Source organism: Paenibacillus hemerocallicola (assembly GCF_006265175.1).
Taxonomy (GTDB): Bacteria; Bacillota; Bacilli; order Paenibacillales; family NBRC-103111; genus Paenibacillus_AB; species Paenibacillus_AB hemerocallicola.
Window position 1 is genome coordinate 134,902 of the sequence record NZ_VDCQ01000005.1, and the last position, 20,089, is coordinate 154,990.

22 protein-coding genes and 1 riboswitch are annotated in these 20,089 nt (G+C 54.7%); of the genes, 21 read left to right on the forward strand and 1 reads right to left on the reverse strand.

What is annotated here, in order from left to right; genetic code table 11:
• Window positions 1–370 precede the first annotated feature (370 nt).
• The 12 genes from fni to FE784_RS05380 all read left to right on the forward strand — a co-directional run bounded on the left by fni (window position 371) and on the right by FE784_RS05380 (window position 11,563).
• Window positions 371–1,408, forward strand: coding sequence for a type 2 isopentenyl-diphosphate Delta-isomerase (gene fni, locus FE784_RS05325; protein WP_139601091.1), 1,038 nt, complete (start codon window positions 371–373; stop codon window positions 1,406–1,408).
• 154 nt (window positions 1,409–1,562) lie between these two features.
• Entirely contained in the window at window positions 1,563–1,874 is a 312-nt protein-coding gene (locus FE784_RS05330) for a PadR family transcriptional regulator (RefSeq protein ID WP_139601092.1), read from the forward strand.
• Complete coding sequence (locus tag FE784_RS05335) at window positions 1,871–2,353, forward strand: PSP1 C-terminal domain-containing protein (protein WP_139601093.1); 483 nt, start codon at window positions 1,871–1,873, stop codon at window positions 2,351–2,353. Before FE784_RS05330 ends, FE784_RS05335 begins: the two co-directional genes overlap by 4 nt.
• Window positions 2,354–2,775: 422 nt before the next feature.
• Window positions 2,776–3,972, forward strand: coding sequence for a D-alanyl-D-alanine carboxypeptidase family protein (locus FE784_RS05340; protein WP_425465530.1), 1,197 nt, complete (start codon window positions 2,776–2,778; stop codon window positions 3,970–3,972).
• Between the two features lie 216 nt (window positions 3,973–4,188).
• Entirely contained in the window at window positions 4,189–4,542 is a 354-nt protein-coding gene (spoIIAA, locus tag FE784_RS05345) for an anti-sigma F factor antagonist (protein ID WP_139601094.1), read from the forward strand.
• On the forward strand, window positions 4,539–4,985 hold the full coding sequence (gene spoIIAB / locus FE784_RS05350; protein WP_139601095.1) for an anti-sigma F factor: 447 nt from the start codon (window positions 4,539–4,541) through the stop codon (window positions 4,983–4,985). The genes spoIIAA and spoIIAB overlap by 4 nt, the downstream gene beginning before the upstream one ends.
• A gap of 12 nt (window positions 4,986–4,997) precedes the next feature.
• Entirely contained in the window at window positions 4,998–5,753 is a 756-nt protein-coding gene (sigF, locus tag FE784_RS05355) for an RNA polymerase sporulation sigma factor SigF (protein WP_139601096.1), read from the forward strand.
• A 181-nt stretch (window positions 5,754–5,934) separates the two neighbouring features.
• Window positions 5,935–6,633, forward strand: a complete 699-nt coding sequence (locus FE784_RS05360; protein WP_139601097.1) for a stage V sporulation protein AA — start codon at window positions 5,935–5,937, stop codon at window positions 6,631–6,633.
• Window positions 6,630–7,055 carry a stage V sporulation protein AB gene (locus FE784_RS05365; protein WP_139601098.1) on the forward strand — a complete coding sequence of 142 codons (426 nt, stop codon included), beginning with the start codon at window positions 6,630–6,632 and terminating at the stop codon, window positions 7,053–7,055. Before FE784_RS05360 ends, FE784_RS05365 begins: the two co-directional genes overlap by 4 nt.
• Window positions 7,056–7,092: 37 nt before the next feature.
• Window positions 7,093–8,691, forward strand: coding sequence for a spore germination protein (locus tag FE784_RS05370; protein WP_139601099.1), 1,599 nt, complete (start codon window positions 7,093–7,095; stop codon window positions 8,689–8,691).
• A 176-nt stretch (window positions 8,692–8,867) separates the two neighbouring features.
• A complete protein-coding gene (gene lysA / locus FE784_RS05375; protein WP_139601100.1) occupies window positions 8,868–10,202 on the forward strand; it encodes a diaminopimelate decarboxylase in 1,335 nt (444 codons plus the stop codon).
• Between the two features lie 149 nt (window positions 10,203–10,351).
• Complete coding sequence (locus FE784_RS05380; protein ID WP_139601101.1) at window positions 10,352–11,563, forward strand: MFS transporter; 1,212 nt, start codon at window positions 10,352–10,354, stop codon at window positions 11,561–11,563.
• 97 nt (window positions 11,564–11,660) lie between these two features.
• Here the strand turns inward: FE784_RS05380 and FE784_RS05385 are convergent, their stop codons facing one another.
• The gene (locus tag FE784_RS05385) at window positions 11,661–12,101 is read right to left on the reverse strand and encodes a peptidylprolyl isomerase (protein WP_139601102.1); all 441 of its coding nucleotides are present in this window, start codon (window positions 12,099–12,101) and stop codon (window positions 11,661–11,663) included.
• 500 nt (window positions 12,102–12,601) lie between these two features.
• Window positions 12,602–12,782: riboswitch (FMN riboswitch) on the forward strand.
• 304 nt (window positions 12,783–13,086) lie between these two features.
• Between FE784_RS05385 and ribD the strand changes: the two genes are divergently transcribed.
• From ribD to ytfJ, 9 genes are all read left to right on the forward strand, one after another.
• On the forward strand, window positions 13,087–14,211 hold the full coding sequence (gene ribD, locus FE784_RS05390) for a bifunctional diaminohydroxyphosphoribosylaminopyrimidine deaminase/5-amino-6-(5-phosphoribosylamino)uracil reductase RibD (RefSeq protein WP_139601201.1): 1,125 nt from the start codon (window positions 13,087–13,089) through the stop codon (window positions 14,209–14,211).
• Window positions 14,193–14,861, forward strand: coding sequence for a riboflavin synthase (gene ribE, locus FE784_RS05395; protein WP_139601103.1), 669 nt, complete (start codon window positions 14,193–14,195; stop codon window positions 14,859–14,861). Before ribD ends, ribE begins: the two co-directional genes overlap by 19 nt.
• A gap of 43 nt (window positions 14,862–14,904) precedes the next feature.
• Window positions 14,905–16,134 carry a bifunctional 3,4-dihydroxy-2-butanone-4-phosphate synthase/GTP cyclohydrolase II gene (locus tag FE784_RS05400; protein WP_139601104.1) on the forward strand — a complete coding sequence of 410 codons (1,230 nt, stop codon included), beginning with the start codon at window positions 14,905–14,907 and terminating at the stop codon, window positions 16,132–16,134.
• A 61-nt stretch (window positions 16,135–16,195) separates the two neighbouring features.
• Window positions 16,196–16,669: a 6,7-dimethyl-8-ribityllumazine synthase gene (gene ribH / locus FE784_RS05405; protein WP_139601105.1), complete on the forward strand. Its 474-nt coding sequence runs from the start codon at window positions 16,196–16,198 to the stop codon at window positions 16,667–16,669.
• Window positions 16,670–16,673: 4 nt separating this feature from the next.
• Entirely contained in the window at window positions 16,674–17,324 is a 651-nt protein-coding gene (locus FE784_RS05410; protein ID WP_139601106.1) for a site-2 protease family protein, read from the forward strand.
• Window positions 17,325–17,338: 14 nt separating this feature from the next.
• A complete protein-coding gene (locus FE784_RS05415) occupies window positions 17,339–18,121 on the forward strand; it encodes a segregation and condensation protein A (protein ID WP_139601107.1) in 783 nt (260 codons plus the stop codon).
• Window positions 18,090–18,707, forward strand: a complete 618-nt coding sequence (gene scpB, locus FE784_RS05420) for an SMC-Scp complex subunit ScpB (protein WP_139601108.1) — start codon at window positions 18,090–18,092, stop codon at window positions 18,705–18,707. Before FE784_RS05415 ends, scpB begins: the two co-directional genes overlap by 32 nt.
• A gap of 83 nt (window positions 18,708–18,790) precedes the next feature.
• Complete coding sequence (locus FE784_RS05425; RefSeq protein WP_176705979.1) at window positions 18,791–19,468, forward strand: DUF2953 domain-containing protein; 678 nt, start codon at window positions 18,791–18,793, stop codon at window positions 19,466–19,468.
• Window positions 19,469–19,568: 100 nt separating this feature from the next.
• Window positions 19,569–20,078 carry a GerW family sporulation protein gene (gene ytfJ, locus FE784_RS05430; RefSeq protein ID WP_139601110.1) on the forward strand — a complete coding sequence of 170 codons (510 nt, stop codon included), beginning with the start codon at window positions 19,569–19,571 and terminating at the stop codon, window positions 20,076–20,078.
• Window positions 20,079–20,089 lie beyond the last annotated feature (11 nt).

The window sequence follows — 20,089 nt, forward strand, 5'->3', positions numbered from 1 at the left end:
CAGCATCCGGCGATTCGTCACGCCGCTGCCAAGCTCGGGGAGTCCGGTATTAAAACGAGAGCCTGGTTGGCGCAATCCCTCTTCCGCTACAGATGTTCGGTTGCCGCAACAGTTTGTCTCCAATCGGCGAACGGAAAGGCCGGAGAATGTTACAAACTTTCGTCCGTTGCCGAAAATGGCGTTGAGGTTCGTGCACATCGGCAGGAGATCGAGGGGGGCTTTGTCGAACAAATGGTAGAGAAGCTCGAGTGATTAGATCCGGTTCATTGGCCGGAGGCCGATTCGCCTGGGAGGAGACACGTACCGCCGAGCCGCATTCGGACAAGCTTGTCGCGGAAAGGGTGATTCGGGAATAGAAGGGGGAGCCATAATGAGCACGGAACGCCGAAAGACCGAGCATATCCGGATTTGTCTGGAGGAGGAGGTCGGCAGCAAGACGGGAGGGGCCGGCTTTGCGCAGTACCGGTTTCGTCACCGGGCGCTGCCCGAGATCGACTTCGGCGAAATCGATACGTCCTGGCAATGGTTGGACAGAGACATGAAGGTCCCTCTGCTGGTAAGCTCGATGACCGGCGGCACGGAAGAAGCGTCAAGGATCAATCGGAACTTGGCGGAGGCGGCCGAACGGCGAGGCTGGGCGATGGGCGTCGGATCGGTACGCGCGGCGTTGGAGCGCCCGGAGCTATCCGAGACTTTCCGCATCCGGGATGTCGCGCCGACCATACCGATTATCGCGAATATAGGCGCAGTGCAATTGAACTACGGCTACGGCGCGGCCGAATGCAGCCGTGCGGTCGAGCTTGCGGAAGCGGATGGGCTTGTCCTTCATCTGAACGGCATGCAGGAGCTGTTCCAGCCGGAAGGCAACATCAATTTCAAAGGGCTGCTTCGGCAAATCGAACAGCTTTGCTCTACGTTGCCTATCCCGATCGGCATTAAAGAGGTCGGATGGGGGATAGACGGGGAAACGGCGAGACTCCTTGTCGATGCAGGGGTTTCATTTGTCGACGTCGCCGGTGCGGGAGGGACGTCTTGGAGCCAAGTAGAGAAATTCCGCACGACGGATCCTACGCGGCGCGCGGCGGCAGAGGCATTCGCCGATTGGGGAATCCCGACTGCGCAATGTATCGTCGAGGCGAGAGCGGCCGTGCCGGACTGTACGCTCGTCGCGAGCGGCGGGCTCGCGAATGGCGTGGATGCGGCCAAAGCGCTCGCGCTCGGAGCGAATATCGCCGGTTACGGTCGCTCGCTGCTCGGCGCCGGCGTCGATTCGGCCGATGAGGTTGCGCTTGTGCTCGAGCGGATCGAGTTCGAGCTGCGAGCCGCCATGTTCGGCATAGGTGCCGCCGATTTGAGCGAGCTGCGCGGAACGCCCCTGCTCGTTCGCCCGGATCGCGACTGGAAGTAATCGAATCTTAGATTGACCCGGAAGCTTGAGAAATCAAGCTTTTTTCTTTTTGTGCGGCGTAAATAATGTACCGTTGACGACTCCCACAAAATGGATTATTATTACGTTATGCGATATATCGTATCGCGTAATAATTAGAAACCGGAGGTGCAGGATGAGTATAGCCGATCTTGACCGTTTCGCGGATCCGAGCGTGCTGATCCTTGCCAGTCTGGCAGGCGGCGACAAGCACGGATATGCGATGATGGAAGATATAGAAGAGCTGTCGGGCGTGCGACTTGGCCCGGGCACGCTTTATGGCGCTCTGGCCAGATTGGAGAAGCGAGGATTGATCCGCTCGCTCGAATCGGACGACCGACGTCGTCCGTACGGGCTCACGCCCGGCGGTGCGGCGGCGCTCAAGGAGTATTTGACCGGCGTCAATAAAATCGCCGCTGTCGGCCTGCAAAGGCTGGTGTCGATATGAAGCTGTCGAAATGGCTGTTGCGCCTATATCCGGCGTCCTGGCGCAGCAGATACGAAGAGGAATTTCTCGCCATGCTCGGGGAGTATCGGTCCCTTCGTTTATCCGACGTGTTCGATGTCATGTTGGGAGCAGTCGATGCCCATATTCAATGCAGGCGTTCTGATCCGAAACGTATGCACAATGATCTACTGCCGAGAGGAGCGGGTAGTATGCAGATCGAGCATCATGCGGGCAGCTTGGATAAAGACTTTGCCAAGAGGTTGTTCGAGGAAGGGATAAGCAAGCACAAATTGGCGATGGAATACGTCGATGTGGATTATAAGCGTTACGACGGCGACGAGAAGGAAATACTGACCCTTTTTTTCAAGGCCGATGACCGGTTGGACTTAAAGCCGATTTGTATCGATCTGGCCGGCGTTTACAAGCAGAAAATCCGATTGCGGCAGACAGCAAGAATTTCGCCGAAAAAGCAGGATTAGTCGCGATCAAAGGACTTTTTATGTTGCAGATGGTAGGAGGTAACACGCCAGATAGGGAGTTGCCGTAACGGTACGCCGCTTAGGTAACGGAACCCGCTTCCGCTATTTGTCTCATTGCACGCTATTTCCCGCAAATAAAGGAACCGACTTCCGTTAATGAGCCTATGATAAGGTGAGTTCACTCCCCAGAGGCCGCATAACGGATCACGGTTCCTTTATTTTTTCCACCGAGTGTCGCATTCAAGCGGATAACGTACCTTGGTTCCGTTATTGCCAAATGGGGCTGCCCAAATGCAAAATTCCGGCTTCGTAGCCGGTTTATTTTTCCCCTTTTTTGTCAACACTGGTTAGAAGCGATTCCATCTTGGCAACGAAATCGAATGGAACACGTTTCAACGACGGATCAGGAGGGGTTAAATCTAATGTTCAAACGAGGATTTGCGCGGTTTGCGTGTGCGATGCTGGCTATGGCGCTTGTGATGCCTGCGGTCCATGCGGACGACAAAACGGGGAAAGCGAAGGAGGAGTCCGCTCCGCAAATCGATCTGGCTCCGAATGCCAGCTCGGCGGTACTGCTGGATGCGGACACCGGCACGATTTTGTACGATAAAAACAAGGATCAGAAGCTGCCGCCCGCGAGCATCACGAAAATCATGACGATGGTGCTGATCATGGAAGCGTTGGATCAAGGCAAAATCAAGATCGATGAAAAGGTTAGAACGAGCGAGTACGCCGCTTCGATGGGCGGATCGCAAATTTTCCTGGAGCCGGGCGAAGAGATGACGGTCGACGAGATGCTGAAAGGAATCGCGATGGCATCCGGCAACGATGCTTCCGTAGCGATGGCCGAGAAAATCGGCGGCACGGAAGAAGCGTTCGTAGGCATGATGAACGAGAAGGCCAAGCAGCTTGGCATGCAAAATACCCATTTCGTCAATGTGAACGGACTGCCGGCGGAAAACCATTACACCACTTCCTACGATATCGCCCTTATGTCGCGCGAGCTGCTGAAGCATGAGGAGATTACGAAATATACGGGATTATACCAAGACTATTTGCGCAAAGATTCGGAGAAACCGTTTTGGCTCGTCAACACGAACAAACTTGTCCGTTTCTATACCGGGGCGGACGGATTGAAAACCGGCTATACGAGCGAAGCGAAGTTTTGCTTGTCGGCTACGGCCAAACGCGATACATTCCGGGTCGTTGCCGTAGTTCTGGGCGAACCGAACACGAAAACGCGCAACGCGGAAGTAACGAAAATGTTCGACTACGCGTTCTCCCAATATACGAGCCATCCGATCTTCAAAACGGGCGACCACATCGGAAACGTACGGGTCGAAAAAGGCGAGCAGCCGCAAATCGAAATAACCGCAAAGCACCAATACAGCGTACTCATGAAAAAGGGCGATGCCGGCGCGGATATCCGCCACGAGCTCCAGCTGCTGCCCGAGCTAAAGGCGCCTATCGCCTATGGGCAGCCTCTCGGCAAGCTCGTCGTCTACAAAGGAGATCGGATCGTCTCCGAATTCCCGGTCGAATCGCCTGTTGAAGTGAAAAAGGCAAACTGGTGGAAATTGTTGAAACGAACGTCGCTCAAGCTGTTCATGGCGGACTGATTGTGACCGCTATCGTTCCCGGATCCCTTAAGGGATCCGGGAACTCCTTATCAAATGCGATAAAATGGCGAATTCCCCCGATTTCGGGCAAAAGTTGTTGAAATATATCATGAATCTTCTATAAATAGCAGTTTTCTTCTAGTTTTGTCGCCTTGCAGGAATATACGACCATTTCGTAGAAATCATAATCACAACGCGAAAGGAAGTGAGCCTGCCTTGAGTTTGCACATCGAATTGGAGCATCATCGCAGAACGTTGATCGTCCGATTGAAGGGAGAGCTCGACCATCATACCGCCGAGACGGTGAAGGTGAAGATGGAAGAGGCGATTTTGAGAGGCGATGTCAATCACGTCGTGCTCAGCATGAAAGATTTGAGTTTCATGGACAGTTCGGGGCTCGGGGTTATATTAGGCCGTTACAAGCTGATTACGGCCAGAGGCGGCAAAATGGTCGTTTGCGATGTCAATCCGGCGGTTTACCGTTTGTTCGAAATGTCGGGTCTGTTTAAAATTTTGACGATTCAAGAGAATGAGAGACTAGCCTTATCCAGCTTGGAGGTGGTGTCATGAGCCGAAACAACCGTATGCAGCTGACCTTCGCCAGCTTGTCCGAGAACGAATCGTTCGCGCGGGTTACCGTCGCGGCGTTCGTGTCCCAGCTCGATCCGACAATGGAGGAGCTTACCGATATCAAAACCGTCGTATCCGAGGCGGTTACGAACGCTATCATTCACGGTTATGACAACTCCCCCGATGAGGAGATCAAAATTACCGCCGCGATCGAAGGTGACCGGTTTACTTTGACGGTCGAAGACACCGGAAGAGGCATCGAGGATTTGGAGCTGGCCCGGCAGCCGTTGTATACTTCGAAGCCGGAATTGGAACGGTCCGGCATGGGCTTTACGATTATCGAAAATTTCATGGATGAAGTAGACATCGTTTCCCAGCCAGGGCAAGGAACGAAGGTCGTCATGGTCAAGCAAATCGAATCAAAAAAAGCGCTGTATAACTAGGGGTCCTGCCATATGGATGTCGATTTGAAACATGCTTCTCATACGTACCTGGACGATACGGAAGTGAAACGGCTCATAGCCCTGAGCCAGTCCGGGGACACGGTCGCACGGGAGACGCTCGTCAATTGCAACATCCGCCTCGTATGGTCGGTCGTTCAGCGTTTTTTGAACCGCGGCTACGAGCCGGAAGATTTGTTTCAGATCGGATGCATCGGACTGCTGAAATCCGTGGATAAATTCGATTTATCCTATGATGTGAAGTTTTCCACGTATGCGGTGCCGATGATCATCGGCGAAATCCAGCGGTTTTTGCGGGATGACGGTACGGTGAAGGTGAGCCGTTCGCTCAAGGAGCTGGCCAATAAGGTACGCAAGAAAAAGGACGAATTGTCCAAAAGACTCGGCCGGATGCCTACGATCAAGGAGGTGGCCGACGACTTGGGCATTACGCCCGAGGACGTCGTATTCGCGCAGGAAGCGAACAAGCCTCCCACCTCGATCCACGAAACCGTGTTCGAGAACGACGGGGATCCGATCACGCTGATGGATCAAATCGCCGACGAAGGACAGGAGAAGTGGTTCGACAAGCTGGCGTTGAACGAGGCGATCGGCACATTGTCGGAGCGGGAGCGGCTCATCGTCTACCTCCGCTATTTCCGGGACCAGACGCAGTCCGAGGTGGCCAGCCGACTCGGCATTTCGCAGGTCCAGGTGTCCAGGCTGGAGAAAAAAATATTGCAGTCGATCCGCGAGCAGATCGCGCAATAAATAAACTTGTACATAAAAAAAACGTTTCCGCCTTCCCCGAAGGACGGAAACGTTTTTTTGCCGTATAAGCAAATGCTCCGCTTGGCAGGGCTATTAACCGTTTGCCAAAAAATAGAGCGTTTATCGCGTTTCCATGCATCGCATACTAAAGGAAAGTTGATGAAGGAAAGGGAGCGATTCGATGGAACGCGCCTTCACTCCGACCTTATACATCCGGCTTCGCAAGCGGGCTTCGGTTGCTCCCGGGGAGACGGTTACGCTCGGACGGGTCGCCCAGCTGCTCGCCGATCCGGATATGGAGCGTACGCTGCTCGAGCTGCCGCTGTTCAAGCCGGCCGAGCTTGACGGCAATATCGTCCTGATCGACATGATGCATATTGTCAAAACGATTCGCAGTGTGTATCCGCAGCTGAAGGTCGAATATTTCGGCGAGCCCCACGTGCTGGTCGACGTACAGACGAAGGCGAGGCCGCCGAACCGGGTTGCTCTTGCCATCGTCTGGCTGCTGCTGTTCGTCGGATCGGGACTCGCGATCATGAATTTTCACGAAGACGTCAGCATGTTGGAGGTGCATCAGCGCCTCTATGAAATGATAACCGGACGCTGGTCGGAGCATCCGTACTGGCTGCAAATTCCGTATTCGTTCGGTCTCGGCGCGGGCATGGTGCTGTTCTTCAATCAATTGTTCAAGAAGCGGTTTAACGAGGAGCCCAGCCCGTTGGAGGTTGAAATGTTCTCTTACCAGGAGAGCTTGAACCATTATGTCATAACCGAGGAATACAAAAAAATGCTGCATTCGGCCTCCTCCGAACCGCCTGCCGGAGTACCTGACGGGAATAAGGACGGCGGCTCGGGAACGAATGGCGGCGGTTCGGCATGAGCTTGCTGCTGGGCAATGCGGCCGCGATATTGATCGGGCTATCAGGCGGACTTGCGGTCGGCGGCGGAATGGTGTCCTTTTTGATCGTACTCGACATCGTCCCCCGTCTGGCCCAGATGACTCGGACTTTCGACAAGGTGCATGTTTTCGAAGCCGCGATGGTGGCGGGGGTCATGTTCTGGACGTTCGCCGACTTTTTCGACTGGGGAATACGGGGCACGCCGGTTCTAGCCTCCGCGCTCGGCCTGCTGGCGGGCTGCTTTATCGGGATGTTGGCAGGGGCGCTGACCGAGGTGCTGAATGTGCTGCCGATCATGGCCAAGCGTCTCGGCTTGGGCGGATATATCGTCTGGCTTCTTATGGCGATGGTGATGGGCAAGGTGGCCGGTTCGCTGTTCGAATGGATCGTTTTCCGCTTATGAACTTGAACGGCTATGTCATCTACTTGGAGGACGCAACATGGGAACGGATATGAAAAAAAGATCGTCCGGCATAACGAAAGTAGGGCGTAAGCGCGAAGGGGACGAGAAGATCGATGCCCGCGAGCTGATGACGGACGAAGAGCTCGGACTGAAGGAAATGGATGAAATTCCGCACAGGATAGAGGATGTCGAGCGCGCACTGGAAGAGAAAACCGGCTTGAACGTCAGCTTCGATCTCGTCTTTCGGGTGATGGAGTTCGGAACGAAGAAAACCGCTTTTTTCTTTGCGAACGGCTTCGCGAAGGATACCGTCCTGACGGATATTATCATGAGACTGTCTCATCTGCAACGGGAGCAGGTCGTGCCGGACACGCTGACGAGCTTTTTGCGAAAATACGTGTCCCACATCCAGGTCGAGCCCGTCGAGCAATTCGATAAAGCGGTCAATTTCGCTTTGAGCGGCTCCACCGTTTTTTTTATCGAAAATGAAACGACCGCGCTCGTTATCGATGCGAAAAACTTCCCTGGACGTTCGATCGAGGAGCCGGATCTCGAACGGGTCGTTCGAGGAGCGAGGGACGGCTTCGTAGAAACGCTCATGACCAACGTCACCCTGGTCAGGAGACGTATCCGCGACCCCAGATTGAAGCTGGAGCTAATGACAGTCGGGGAACGCACCAAGACGGACGTGTGCATCGGCTATATTAGCGATATCGCCGATCCGAAGCTTGTCGAATCGCTTCGCGATAAGATCGGCAAGGTGAAGATCGACGGAATTCCGCTCGGCGACAAGCAGCTGGAGGAGGCCGTCATCGGCAAAGGATGGAATCCTTACCCGTCCGTCCGCTATTCGGAGCGACCGGACGTCGTCAGCTCGCATTTGCTCGAAGGCCATGTCATCATCTTCGCGGATACGTCGCCGAGCGTCATGATTTTACCGACGACCTTTTTTCACCTGATCCAGCACGTCGAAGAATATCGGCAGACGCCGTTTGTCGGCAGCTACTTGCGGTGGGTTCGCTTTTTCGGTATCTTCATGTCCTTGTTCATGCTGCCGCTCTGGTTCTTGCTCGTGCAAAACCCGGAGCTGAAGCCGCCCGGACTCGAATTTCTCGGTCCGCAGAAGGAAGGGAAGCTCCCGATGCTGGCCCAGTTTATGCTGGTCGAGGTCGGGGTGGATATGATGCGGCTGGCGGCCGTGCATACCCCTTCTCCATTGACGGTCGCGATGGGCTTGGTCGCCGCCATTCTGGTCGGAGATATCGCGGTCAAGACCGGCTTGTTCATCAACGAAGTGATTATGTATATGGCGGTAGCCGCCGTCGGGATGTTCGCTACGCCGAGCTACGAGCTTGGTCTGGCCAACCGTCTCGTGCGTCTGGCTATGCTCGTGCTCGTCGCGGTATTTAAAATACCGGGTCTCGTAATCGGGTTTTCCGCCTGGCTGATCTGGCTGTCCATGACCCGCTCCTACAACACCCCGTACATGTGGCCGTTTATTCCGTTCAATGCGAAGGCGATGCTGTCCATCCTATTCCGCAGACCGATACTCGCCTCCAAGATGCGCCCAAGCATTACGAAGGCGATCGACAAGAGGCGCCAGCCGGAAAACGATTCGCCGGAGCCAAGCTCGTGACCAGTCACGGGCTTGTTTCCGATTTGCGGGGCTTGCGAAAGGGCGATTCGCTTTCGCATAATGAGTTCGGGGGTCTATTGGGCCATATTGTCATTGCGGCGGTGCTGTGGTAATTTAGAAGAAAGCTTTCGACAAGTGGCTATCATCATTACGATCCAGGGAAAGAGGAACCGGACATGTATTTGCACGGAACGAGTAAAATCAACACAGCTGGACGGCTTGAAATCGGGGGATGCGATACCGCCGAGCTTGCCGCCAAATTTGGAACGCCGCTATATGTATTCGACGAGGCTCTTATTCGCAGGCGCTGTCGGGAGTTTGTGGAAGCGTTCCGCGCCACGGGCTTCCAGTTTCAGGTCGCATACGCAAGCAAGGCGTTCTGCGTAATGGCCATGTGCCGGATCGCCGAGGAGGAAGGGCTGTCGCTTGACGTCGTATCGGACGGAGAGCTGTATACGGCGCTGCGGGCAGGGTTTCCGGCGGACCGGATCCATTTCCACGGCAACAACAAGACGCCCGAGGAAATCGAGATGGCCTTGGATGCGAAGATCGGCTGTATCGTCGTCGACAATTTCATGGAGCTGCACCTGCTGAACGAAATCGCCAAAGAAAAAGGCGCCGTTATGAACATTTTATTCCGCGTAACGCCGGGCGTCGAGGCGCACACGCACGAATTCATTTCGACCGGACAGACGGATACGAAATTCGGTTTCGATATCGGCAACGGGTCCGCCTATCAGGCGATTCGCGAAGCGTTGGCGCTGAAGCACGTAAATATTCTCGGCGTACATTCCCATATCGGCTCGCAAATTTTTGAAGTCGACGGGTTCCGCCTGGCGGCCGAGCGGGTTGCGGAGTTCGCCCAAACGGTCCGTCAGGAGCTGGACATTACGTTCTCCGTTATCAATCTGGGGGGCGGGTTCGGCATCCGGTATGTGGAGGGGGACAGCCCGCTGCCTCTGTCGCAATACGTTCAGGCGATTACGGGTTCGATCAAATCGTTGTTCGCCAAGCACGAATATCCGCTCCCGGAAATTTGGATCGAGCCGGGCCGCAGCATCGTCGGCGACGCCGGTACGACGCTCTACACGGTCGGATCGACGAAAAACATACCGGGCGTACGCAAATACGTATCGGTTGACGGCGGCATGACGGACAATCCGCGTCCCGCGCTGTACGATGCGAAGTACGAGGCTCTTTTGGCGAACCGTGCCAATGATCCGAACGAAGAGACCGTGTCGATCGCGGGCAAATGCTGCGAGACGGGCGATATGCTGATCCGCGATCTCGAGCTGCCGGCGACGGAGGCCGGCGACATTTTGGCCGTTTCCTGCACGGGAGCTTACAATTATTCGATGGCCAGCAACTACAACCGGCTACGCCGTCCGGCAGTCGTATTCGTACGGGATGGCGAAGCCGATCTCGTCGTCCGCCGGGAGACGTTCGAGGACGTGGCGGGCAAAGATACCGTACCCGAGCGGATGCGCAAGCAGCCGGTCGCTAGAAGCTGAACAACCATAACGAGAATAAGAACGGCGCCGGTCCCTTTGGCAAAGAGTGCATTTCCGGGGAACTGAGGCGTTGTTCTTTTTTCGTGTCGGGCTCGAATAGCTGCGTCAAGCCGATTCATTCGTTTTTCTTATTAAAGAGGTGAACATCCGTGGAACAATACTGGAAACGCAATTTGATCGTATTATGGGTAGGCGTATTTTTCTGCGGAATGGCATTTTCAATGGTCGTGCCCTTCTTGTCGCTATATATCAACAACGATCTTGGCGTGGAATCGCACCTGGAGCTGTGGTCGGGATTTTCGTTCGGCATTACGTTCCTGGCCGGAGCGCTTATCGCGCCTTTCTGGGGTTCGCTGTCGGACAAATACGGCAGGAGGCCGATGCTGATCCGTTCCGGGTTTTCGCTTTGCGCCGTATACGTGCTGACCGCTCTCGTCCGCAATCCGTATGAACTGATCGCCGTTCGCATCTTGTCAGGGCTGCTTGCCGGGTACGTACCGTCGGCGATCGCGCTGATCGGGACGAACACCCCCGAGAAAAAAGTCGGCTATGCGCTAGGTATCATATCGACCGCATCCGCGGCCGGCAGCGTCATCGGACCGATGGTCGGAGGGATGATGAGCAAATTCGTCGGCTACCGGGAAGCGTTTCTGCTGTCCGGTGCGGTCGTGCTCGTCTCGGCGTTGGTCGCGGTATTCGGGGTCAAGGAAGAATCGTTCAACCGGAATCGCCCGCGCTCCCATGTACTGGACGATTTGAAGGCGGCTGCATCGAATCCGCCGCTAATGAATCAATTGATCATAGCCTTGATCGTGACAAGCTCCGTCATGGTACTTGAACCGTTATTGACAATATACGTATTGAAAATGGGAGTTTCGCACAACGACGCTTCGCTCAGCTCCGGCATCATCTTCTCGGCCGTAGGCGTCGCGACCATTTTGGCTGCGCCGCAGTGGGGGAAAATCGGGGAGCGGATCGGGTATCGCAATACGCTCGTGATCGGCTTGATCGGAGGCGGCATCGGCAATATTTTGCAAGTATTTTTCCATAACATATTCGGCTTCGGCGTATTGAGATTCGTGTACGGACTATTTTTCGCCGCCGTATACCCTTCGCTGAATGCGTTGATCGTCAAAGCCACGAGCCCCGAATTCCGCGGCAGAGCGTTCAGTCTCAATCAGTCGGCCAATCAGCTGGGCAATATGGCCGGACCGATCGTAGGCGGCGCGCTCGGCGGGTGGATCTCCATCCCTGTCGTATTCGTCCTGAACGGCATGCTGCTGATCATCGCTTCGACGACGATCAAGCTGCAGACGATGAAGCTGGCGAAGGCGTCAAAAGGCGGAGGGGAGTCGATCTAGGCTGACCGTCGGTGAACGCTGTAAATGAAAGTATGCGAAAAACACGGCGCCTTGACAATCGGGCGCCGTGTTTTGTCGATCTTCGTATGCATCAAGCTTACGCTTCGTCCCAAACTTTGACTTCTTTCATTTTGTCGCCGCCGCGGAGCGCGTCCACGTATTCCATCCCTTTCGTCACTTTGCCGAATACCGTATGACCGCCGTCCAAGTGCGGCTGGGGCTGGTAGCAGATGAAAAATTGGCTGCCTCCGGTGTTTTTGCCGGCATGGGCCATCGAGAGCGCGCCGCGCTCGTGCTTGCTGACATTGGTGGCCGTCTCGCAATCGATCGTGTAGCCCGGTCCGCCGGTGCCCGTCCCGTTAGGACAGCCGCCTTGCGCGACGAAGCCTTTAATAACGCGATGGAACGTCAAGCCGTTGTAGAAGCCCGAATTTGCCAGCTTCTCGAAGTTCGCGACCGTATTCGGCGCTTCCTCCGGATAAAAATCGATTAATACTTTCTCGCCGTTTTCCAGCTCGATGCTTCCTTTTTTTGCCACTGTGATTTCCTCCCTTGCTTGTACAAAGTTTTCTTAACGATTCAGAATTTTTAAGTTCGCTAAAGCATTAAAGCGAAGTGCGAGTTTCTGAACCAAGGAAAACTACCGCTAAATCGCGGTCGCTCATCCTTGAAACGTCGATAGACGTTTTTCTTATCGATTCAGAAAGTTTAACTTCGCTAAAGCGTTTAAACGAAGTGCGAGTTTCTGAACCAAGGAAAACTACCGCTAAATCGCGGTCGCTCTCCTTGAAATACGTCGATAGACGTTTTTCTTATTGTACTGGAAATCCCGGCTAATTTCAAAGGAGCCGCGATAATAGCAAAGATAAGCAGCTTTCAAAAAGAAAACGTTGCAATAACAATTCTCGAGTGCTATTATTTGGTCTAAGCAATTTCTTCGATCCCTTCGGGACGGGTTTGTGCGCAATTGGCGTACAATCATGGTATCCCAGCGATTCGGATCATTGCGGAGCAATACGACAACAAAGCAATACAACGATTTTCCTTCGGGGCAGGGTGAAATTCCCAACCGGCGGTGATTTCGGCTGTGCGCAGGGGGCAATCTTGTCCTTGGCATCGGTCGGATTAGTCCGTGACCCGTGACGGGACGCAAGTCTCGCCCGGTGGACCTGGTGCAACTCCGGGACCGACAGTATAGTCTGGATGGGAGAAGGAATCGGGCAGAATGGATCACATCAATATCGCGACGAATATGTGCATTTTTTCACATAGTAGCCGCGCGTTGATGCGGCCTAATTGGTCTTGACCGTAACTATGATGTTGCGGATCATCGCCGGTGTCACTGTAAGCGCACGAGCGCAGCGGGACTACGTCCAGCCCGATCGGGACGTCTGTTTGCGCATGCTTGATTTACGCGCAAGTGTCGCAATGTCCTAACTATCCCGCCCCTTTACGACGCGTAAAGGGGTTTTTGTTTTTCGGTTCATCCCACTTTCCCGTATAGGCGGTGAGAAAAGTTGGAAATGCTGAACGATGAGTATTATATGCGGCTCGCTCTGCAGCTGGCGGAGAAAACGTTGGGGCAAACCGGAATCAATCCGGTCGTCGGCTGCGTCATCGTCAAGGAAGGCCGAATCGTCGGACTCGGCTCTCACTTGCAGCGTGGCAGCCATCATGCCGAGGTGAACGCGCTTCTGATGGCCGGCAAGGAAGCGGAGGGAGGCACGGCCTACGTTACGCTGGAGCCGTGCAGCTATTTCGGACGGACGCCGCCTTGCGCGGACCGGCTCGTAGCGGAGAAGATCAGCCGCGTCGTGGTCGCGTGCACCGATCCGAACCCGCAGGTCGCCGGAAACGGCATCGAGAAATTGCGCGGTCACGGAATTCGCGTCGATGTTGGCGTATTGGAGCAAGAAGCCCGCGAGCTGAACGAAATGTTCAACAAATTTATCGTCTCCCGCTTGCCCTTCGTTACGTTGAAGTCGGCAACGACGCTGGACGGGAAAATCGCGGCCAAAAGCGGAGACAGCAAATGGATCAGCGGGGAAGCTTCCCGCGCCCAAGTCCATATGCTCCGTCACCGGCATCAGGCTATTATGGTCGGAGTCGACACGGTTATCGCCGACGATCCGCTTCTGACGGCAAGGCTGGAAGTGGCCGCCATTCAGCCAGTCAGACTTGTGGTCGATTCGAAGCTGCGCATTCCGCTCGATTCCCGTGTCGTCAAGGATCAGGAAACGAAGACGATCGTCCTTACGACGAATCAGGCTTCCATCGAACAGATGCTGCGCCTGAACGCCCTCGGCGTCGAAGTCATCAAATGCGGGGAAGGTCCCCGCGTCGATTTGCGCAAAGCGATGGCCATCATGACGGAGCGGGAAATCGGCTCGATTTTGCTGGAGGGGGGCAGCAGACTGAACGGCGCCATGCTCGAGGCCGGACTGGTCGATAAGATCGTCCTTTTCCTCGCTCCCAAAATCGTCGGAGGAGCGGATGCTCCGGGGGCTTTCGCGCTCCAGGGCTTCGATCTTATGTCCGACGCGATCGCTCTGGAACGGGTAAACGTAGAGCGGGTCGGAAATGATTGCTGCATTACGGGCTACCCGCGACTGGAAAGGAGGCAGGAGGCATGTTCACCGGAATCATAGAGGAAATCGGCCGACTGCGGCGCATCGCCAAGCAGGGACAAGCGATGATCCTGACGATCGAGGCGTCCAACATATTGGAGGACGTACGGTTGGGCGACAGTATAGCCGTTAACGGCGTCTGCTTGACCGTAATCGCATTCGACGGTTCATCCTTTACCGCCGATGTAATGCCGGAAACGTACCGCAAAACGACGCTCAAGCTTCTACAGCCGGGTATCCGCGTAAATCTGGAGAGAGCCATGTCCGCCGGCGGCAGGTTCGGCGGACACATCGTGCAGGGGCATGTCGATACGCCCGGAAGGATCGTATCCCGGCATCCGGAAGAGAACGCAGTCGTGTTCCGCGTAGAGCCGGACGATTCGAGCAATATGAAATATGTGATTCCCCACGGCTCCATTACGATCGACGGGATAAGTCTCACTGTCGTCATGGTCGACGAGCGTGCTTTCACGATTTCCATTATTCCCCACACGCTGGCGCAAACGGTGCTCTACGACAAGCAGCCTGGTGACAAGGTCAATATCGAGTATGATTTGCTAGGCAAATATATAGACAGATTGCTTTCGTTCCGGGGGCGGGAGGAAGATCCCGCCGGTATCTCGGGCGGAGGCTTGACGATGGAGTTTTTGGCCAAAAACGGCTTTATGTGACAGCGGGACTATAGAGAGAAGCTTATCAGGAGAGGTGAGAAAGATGCAGCCTGTCAAAATGCACAAGATAGAAGAAGCGATATACGATTTGATGCTGGGGAAAGTCATCATCGTGGTAGACGACGAAGACCGCGAGAACGAAGGCGATTTTATCGCGCTGGCCGACAAGGCGACACCCGAAGTGATCAATTTCATGATCAAGGAAGGTCGCGGCCTAGTATGCGTGCCGATTACCGAGGAGCGTGCCCAGGAGCTCGATCTTCCTCCCATGGTCGCGAAAAACACGGATTACCATGGCACGGCGTTTACCGTCTCCGTGGATCACATCGAAACGTCTACGGGCATTTCCGCCTACGAACGGGCCGGCACGGTAAAAGCGATGATCGACCCGAACACGCGCCCAAGCGATTTCCGCCGGCCGGGACATACGTTCCCGTTGATCGCGAAGAAGGGCGGCGTACTTCGCAGAGCCGGCCATACGGAAGCGGCGGTCGATCTCGCGCGAATGTGCGGCTCGTATCCGGCCGCGGTCATATGCGAGGTAATCAAGGAAGACGGGACGATGGCACGGGTACCGGATCTTGTGGAAATAGCCGCCAAGCACGATTTGAAAATGATCACGATCAAAGATCTGATCCATTACCGCAATGAGAAGGAAAAGCTGGTCAAGCGCGAAGTGGAGATCAAGCTCCCTACCGATTACGGCCAGTTTGCCGCCATCGCCTATTCGAATGAAGTGAACAATCAGGAGCACGTCGCCCTTGTGAAAGGCAAAATCGATCCCGACCAGCCGGTGCTCGTCCGGATGCATTCGGAGTGCTTGACCGGCGACGTGTTCCATTCGCACCGGTGCGATTGCGGTCCCCAGCTGGCGGCGGCGCTCGAGAGAATCAATGAAGAAGGCTCGGGCGTGCTCGTATATTTGCGTCAGGAAGGGCGAGGCATCGGCCTGATCAACAAATTGAAAGCTTATGTGCTTCAGGAGCAGGGATTCGACACGGTCGACGCGAATATTAAATTAGGCTTTGCCGCCGATTTGCGCGATTACGGGATCGGAGCGCAAATATTGAAGGATTTGGGCGTTCGCCAAATTCGTCTGCTGACCAACAACCCGCGCAAAATACGCGGACTCGAAGGTTATGGCATGGAGATCGTCGACCGCGTCCCGATCCAGATGGAACCGAATGAAGACAACAGGCTTTATTTGCGCACCAAACAGGAGAAGCTGGGACATTTGCTCAATTTCGAGCACGATGACGGCGCTGGCATTTAAAGAACACCTCAAAAACAAAATCAAAACATATGAATCCGAACATACAAAGGAGAAGAGAACGATGGCACATACGCATTTCGAAGGGCATTTAATTTCCGAAGGATATAGATACGGGGTCGTCGTCGGGCGGTTCAACGAATTCATTACGTCCAAGCTGCTTGGCGGAGCTCTCGACGCTTTCAAACGTCACGGCGCCAAAGAAGAGGAAGTCGACATCGCCTGGGTACCGGGAGCGTTCGAAATTCCGTTGATCGCCCAGAAGATGGCGGAGAGCGGCAAGTACGACGCGGTAGTCACATTGGGCGCGGTCATTCGGGGATCGACTCCCCATTTCGATTACGTATGCAATGAAGCCGCCAAAGGCGTAGCCGCCATCGGTCTGAAGACCGGAGTGCCGACGGTATTCGGCGTATTGACTACGGATTCGATCGAGCAGGCGATCGAAAGAGCGGGGACGAAAGCCGGCAACAAAGGCTGGGAAGCGGCCGTAACCGCCATCGAAATGGCCAACTTGACCAAGCAGCTGGGGGTTTGAGCGGTTGTTATCGGAATGGATACACCTCGATTCGCTGCTGTACCGGGTTATCGCCTTGATGATTGCGGTACTGCTGCATGACGGGGTACAAGCGTCTGTCGCCTTGCTTCTCGGAGATCGGACAGCCAAAGAAGCGGGGCGGCTGACGCTGTCTCCGGTGCCGCATATGAGCGTGCTCGGGGTACTGGCATGCCTGTTCGGTCCATTCGGCTGGTCCAAGCCCGTACCGGTCGCCCCCGAGAAGCTGAGGGGCAATCGGAAGCTGTCGGCGCTGGCCGTGTACGCGAGCGGGCTTCTAGCGAACTTGGCGCTCGGCGTCTTACTTTGGTGGGTGTTTTTTACGGTTCCTTTCCAGACGATGGACGAGACGATTCCGTTATGGGCTTCCGAGCTCATTCGAGGTATTGTCAAATGGGCGTATATTTTCAACCTGATGTTTTTCATTTTACATCTGGTACCCGTGTACCCGACGGATCTGTGGAAAGGGCTCAGACTCTTTATGCCGAACCGGTGGGAGACGGTCCTGGAGAAATACGAGAAGCTGGGAACGGCCGTATTGATCACGATCGTGATCACTCCGCTCGGTCAGCTGCTCTTGAATCGCTGTTATGAATCGTTGACGGGCATCATCATGAACTTGTATTCGCTTGCTTAAGAGGTGGACCTGGAATGAAACCGCATTACAAATTGGAAACGTTCGAAGGTCCTCTAGATCTGCTGCTCCATCTGATCGACAAGGCGGAAATCGATATTTACAACATTCCGATCAGTGAAATAACGGAACAATATTTGGAAGTTCTCTCCACGATGCAGGAGCTCGAGCTCGAGGTAACGAGTGAATTTCTCGTTATGGCGGCTACGCTGCTTGCCATCAAAAGCCAGCTGCTGCTCCCGAAGCCGCCTCCTCTGGAGCTGGACGATATGTTATTCGACGACGACGATTTCGATCCTCGCGCAGAGCTTGTGCAGAAGCTTCTGGAGTACCGGAAATATAAAGCGATCGCGGAAGAGCTGAGAGACAAGGAGCTTGCCCGCAGCCTCATCTATACGCGCGAGCCGGAGGATTTGACCCCTTATGTCCGGGAGGTCGAAGTGAATCCCGTAGAAGGTCTCGACGTGGCCGATCTCGTCATCGCCTTCCAGCGGGCTCTGCGCAAAGCGAAATCCCGCAACACGGTGACGAAAATACGCCGCGACGAAATATCCGTAAAGGAGCGGATGCGGGAAGTCGTAACGCTGCTCGGTAAACGCGGAGGCAAGCTCATGTTCTCCAGGCTGTTCGATTATGAAATGACTCGCGAAGAAATCGTCGTCACGTTTATGGCGCTGCTCGAATTGATGAAAACGAAGCATATCGTCTGTTACCAGCAGCGTCTGTTCGATGACATCGTCATCCAGCAAAGAGAGGGGGGCAATCCGATTGAAATACCGTCAGATGAAATCGATTATTGAGGGATTGCTGTTCGCGGCCGGGGATGAAGGGCTCGATACGAAGCAAATCGCCGATGTTCTCGAGCTGCAGCCGCATTCGGTTACGGGACTGCTGAAAGAAATGACGGAAGACTTCAGGAGGGAAGAGCGCGGCATTCAGATCGTCGAGATCGCCGGCGCCTTTCAATTGACGACCCTGCCCGCTCATGCCCCCTATTTCGAGAAGCTGGCGCAGTCGCCGACACGCTCCAGCTTGTCCCAAGCCGCTCTGGAGACGTTGGCGATCGTCGCATACAAGCAGCCGATAACGCGTATCGATATCGAGCAAATACGCGGCGTGAAGGCGGACCGGGCTTTGCAGACGCTTGTCGCGAAAAATCTGATTTTGGAAGTGGGACGGGCGGAGGCGATCGGACGGCCGATCCTGTACGGAACGACCAAGCCGTTTCTCGAATATTTCGGCTTGGCCGGACTGCACGAGCTGCCGGAAGCGGCGCTGTTCCAAAACCCCGACGATCTCGAGGAAGAGACGCGAATGCTGTTCGAGAAGCTGGACGGCCACCAGTTAACGATCGATGATGCCGATGGTACGGAGGGGAACGTATAGGGTCCGATAGGAAGGTCATACTAAACTTGGACACGGAAGGTTGTTGTTGCCGAAGTTTACGGATGACGGAGGATCGGGTCGCGATGATATGGTTAGGGTTGATCGCGGGCATTCTCGTTGCGGGGATGCTCTTGTTTGCTTTCAGCGATATGTTGCTGAAGGTCCGTTTTTCCCATACCGAAGGGGACGACCACATCACCTTGGATGTCAAAGGCTTATACGGCCTAATGCGCTTCAGGTACGTCGTACCGGTCATGTATTGGGCGGAGAACGGACTAAGCCTCAAGACGGAGCTCGTGAACCGCAATAGCGGCAAAGGACTTAGAGGTGACGATAACATAACGATAACGCGTGATAAAGTGGAAGAGTTTTTTCAGAGGACAAAACAGCTGCTTGCCTATACGGCCCGGCTGCTGGAATGGACGAAAGGCGTCCTGGCGCGAACCGTCTGCACGGAGATAAGCTGGGTGACGCGGGTCGGTCTGGGCGATGCGGCCGATACGGCGGTCACTACTGGAATCGTATGGGGGTTGAAAACATCGTTGCTCGGCTTCCTGTTCCGTTATATCCGGTTGGAAGCGAAGCCGGTCCTAAGCGTACAGCCGCAATTCAACCGGATGCAGTTCTCCACCGAAGGCATGTTCGTTTTGGAAATCAAAGCCGTATATGCGCTATACGCCGTCTTTGTACTGTTGTACCGAATACTGCGCGTCAAGGGCGGCTTGAAAACTTGGCGGAAGCTGCTATTCAAGCCTTCCTGAACATTTTCCGATCGGCTGTCTTAAACGTCACATACATTCCGAAGTTTCGGGCAAACCTAACGGATGTCAAGCATGCAGCAAAGCTAAGGAGGAATGGATTATGGCAGAGCATCCGATACAGGGACTCATGAAGACGGCAATGGAAAATATTAAGGAAATGGTCGACGTGAACACGATCGTCGGAGATCCGGTGGAGACGCCGGACGGCAGCGTCATTATGCCGATTTCCAAAGTCGGGTTCGGCTTCGCGGCCGGCGGGAGCGAGTTCGCCGTAGATTCGGACGGCGACCAAAATCAAGGACAAGGGCGCACGGATGCCCAAAACGCGCAAGTTGCTCTTCCGTTCGGCGGGGGCAGCGGCGGCGGTGTTTCCATTACGCCGATCGCATTTCTGGTAGTGGGACTGCAAGGCGTGAAGGTCGTTCCGCTGGACAACCAAACGCATTTGTATGAAAAGCTGATCGATCAAGCTCCTCAGGTGGTCGACAAAATCCAAAGCATGCTCAAATCGAACAAAAGCCAAAACGCCGCAATGAATACGAACGCCATGCCCGGCGCGGCTCCCGCGAATACTTTGTTCGCTACGAACCAGTCCAACGCCATCGATTAATAAGCGGAGCG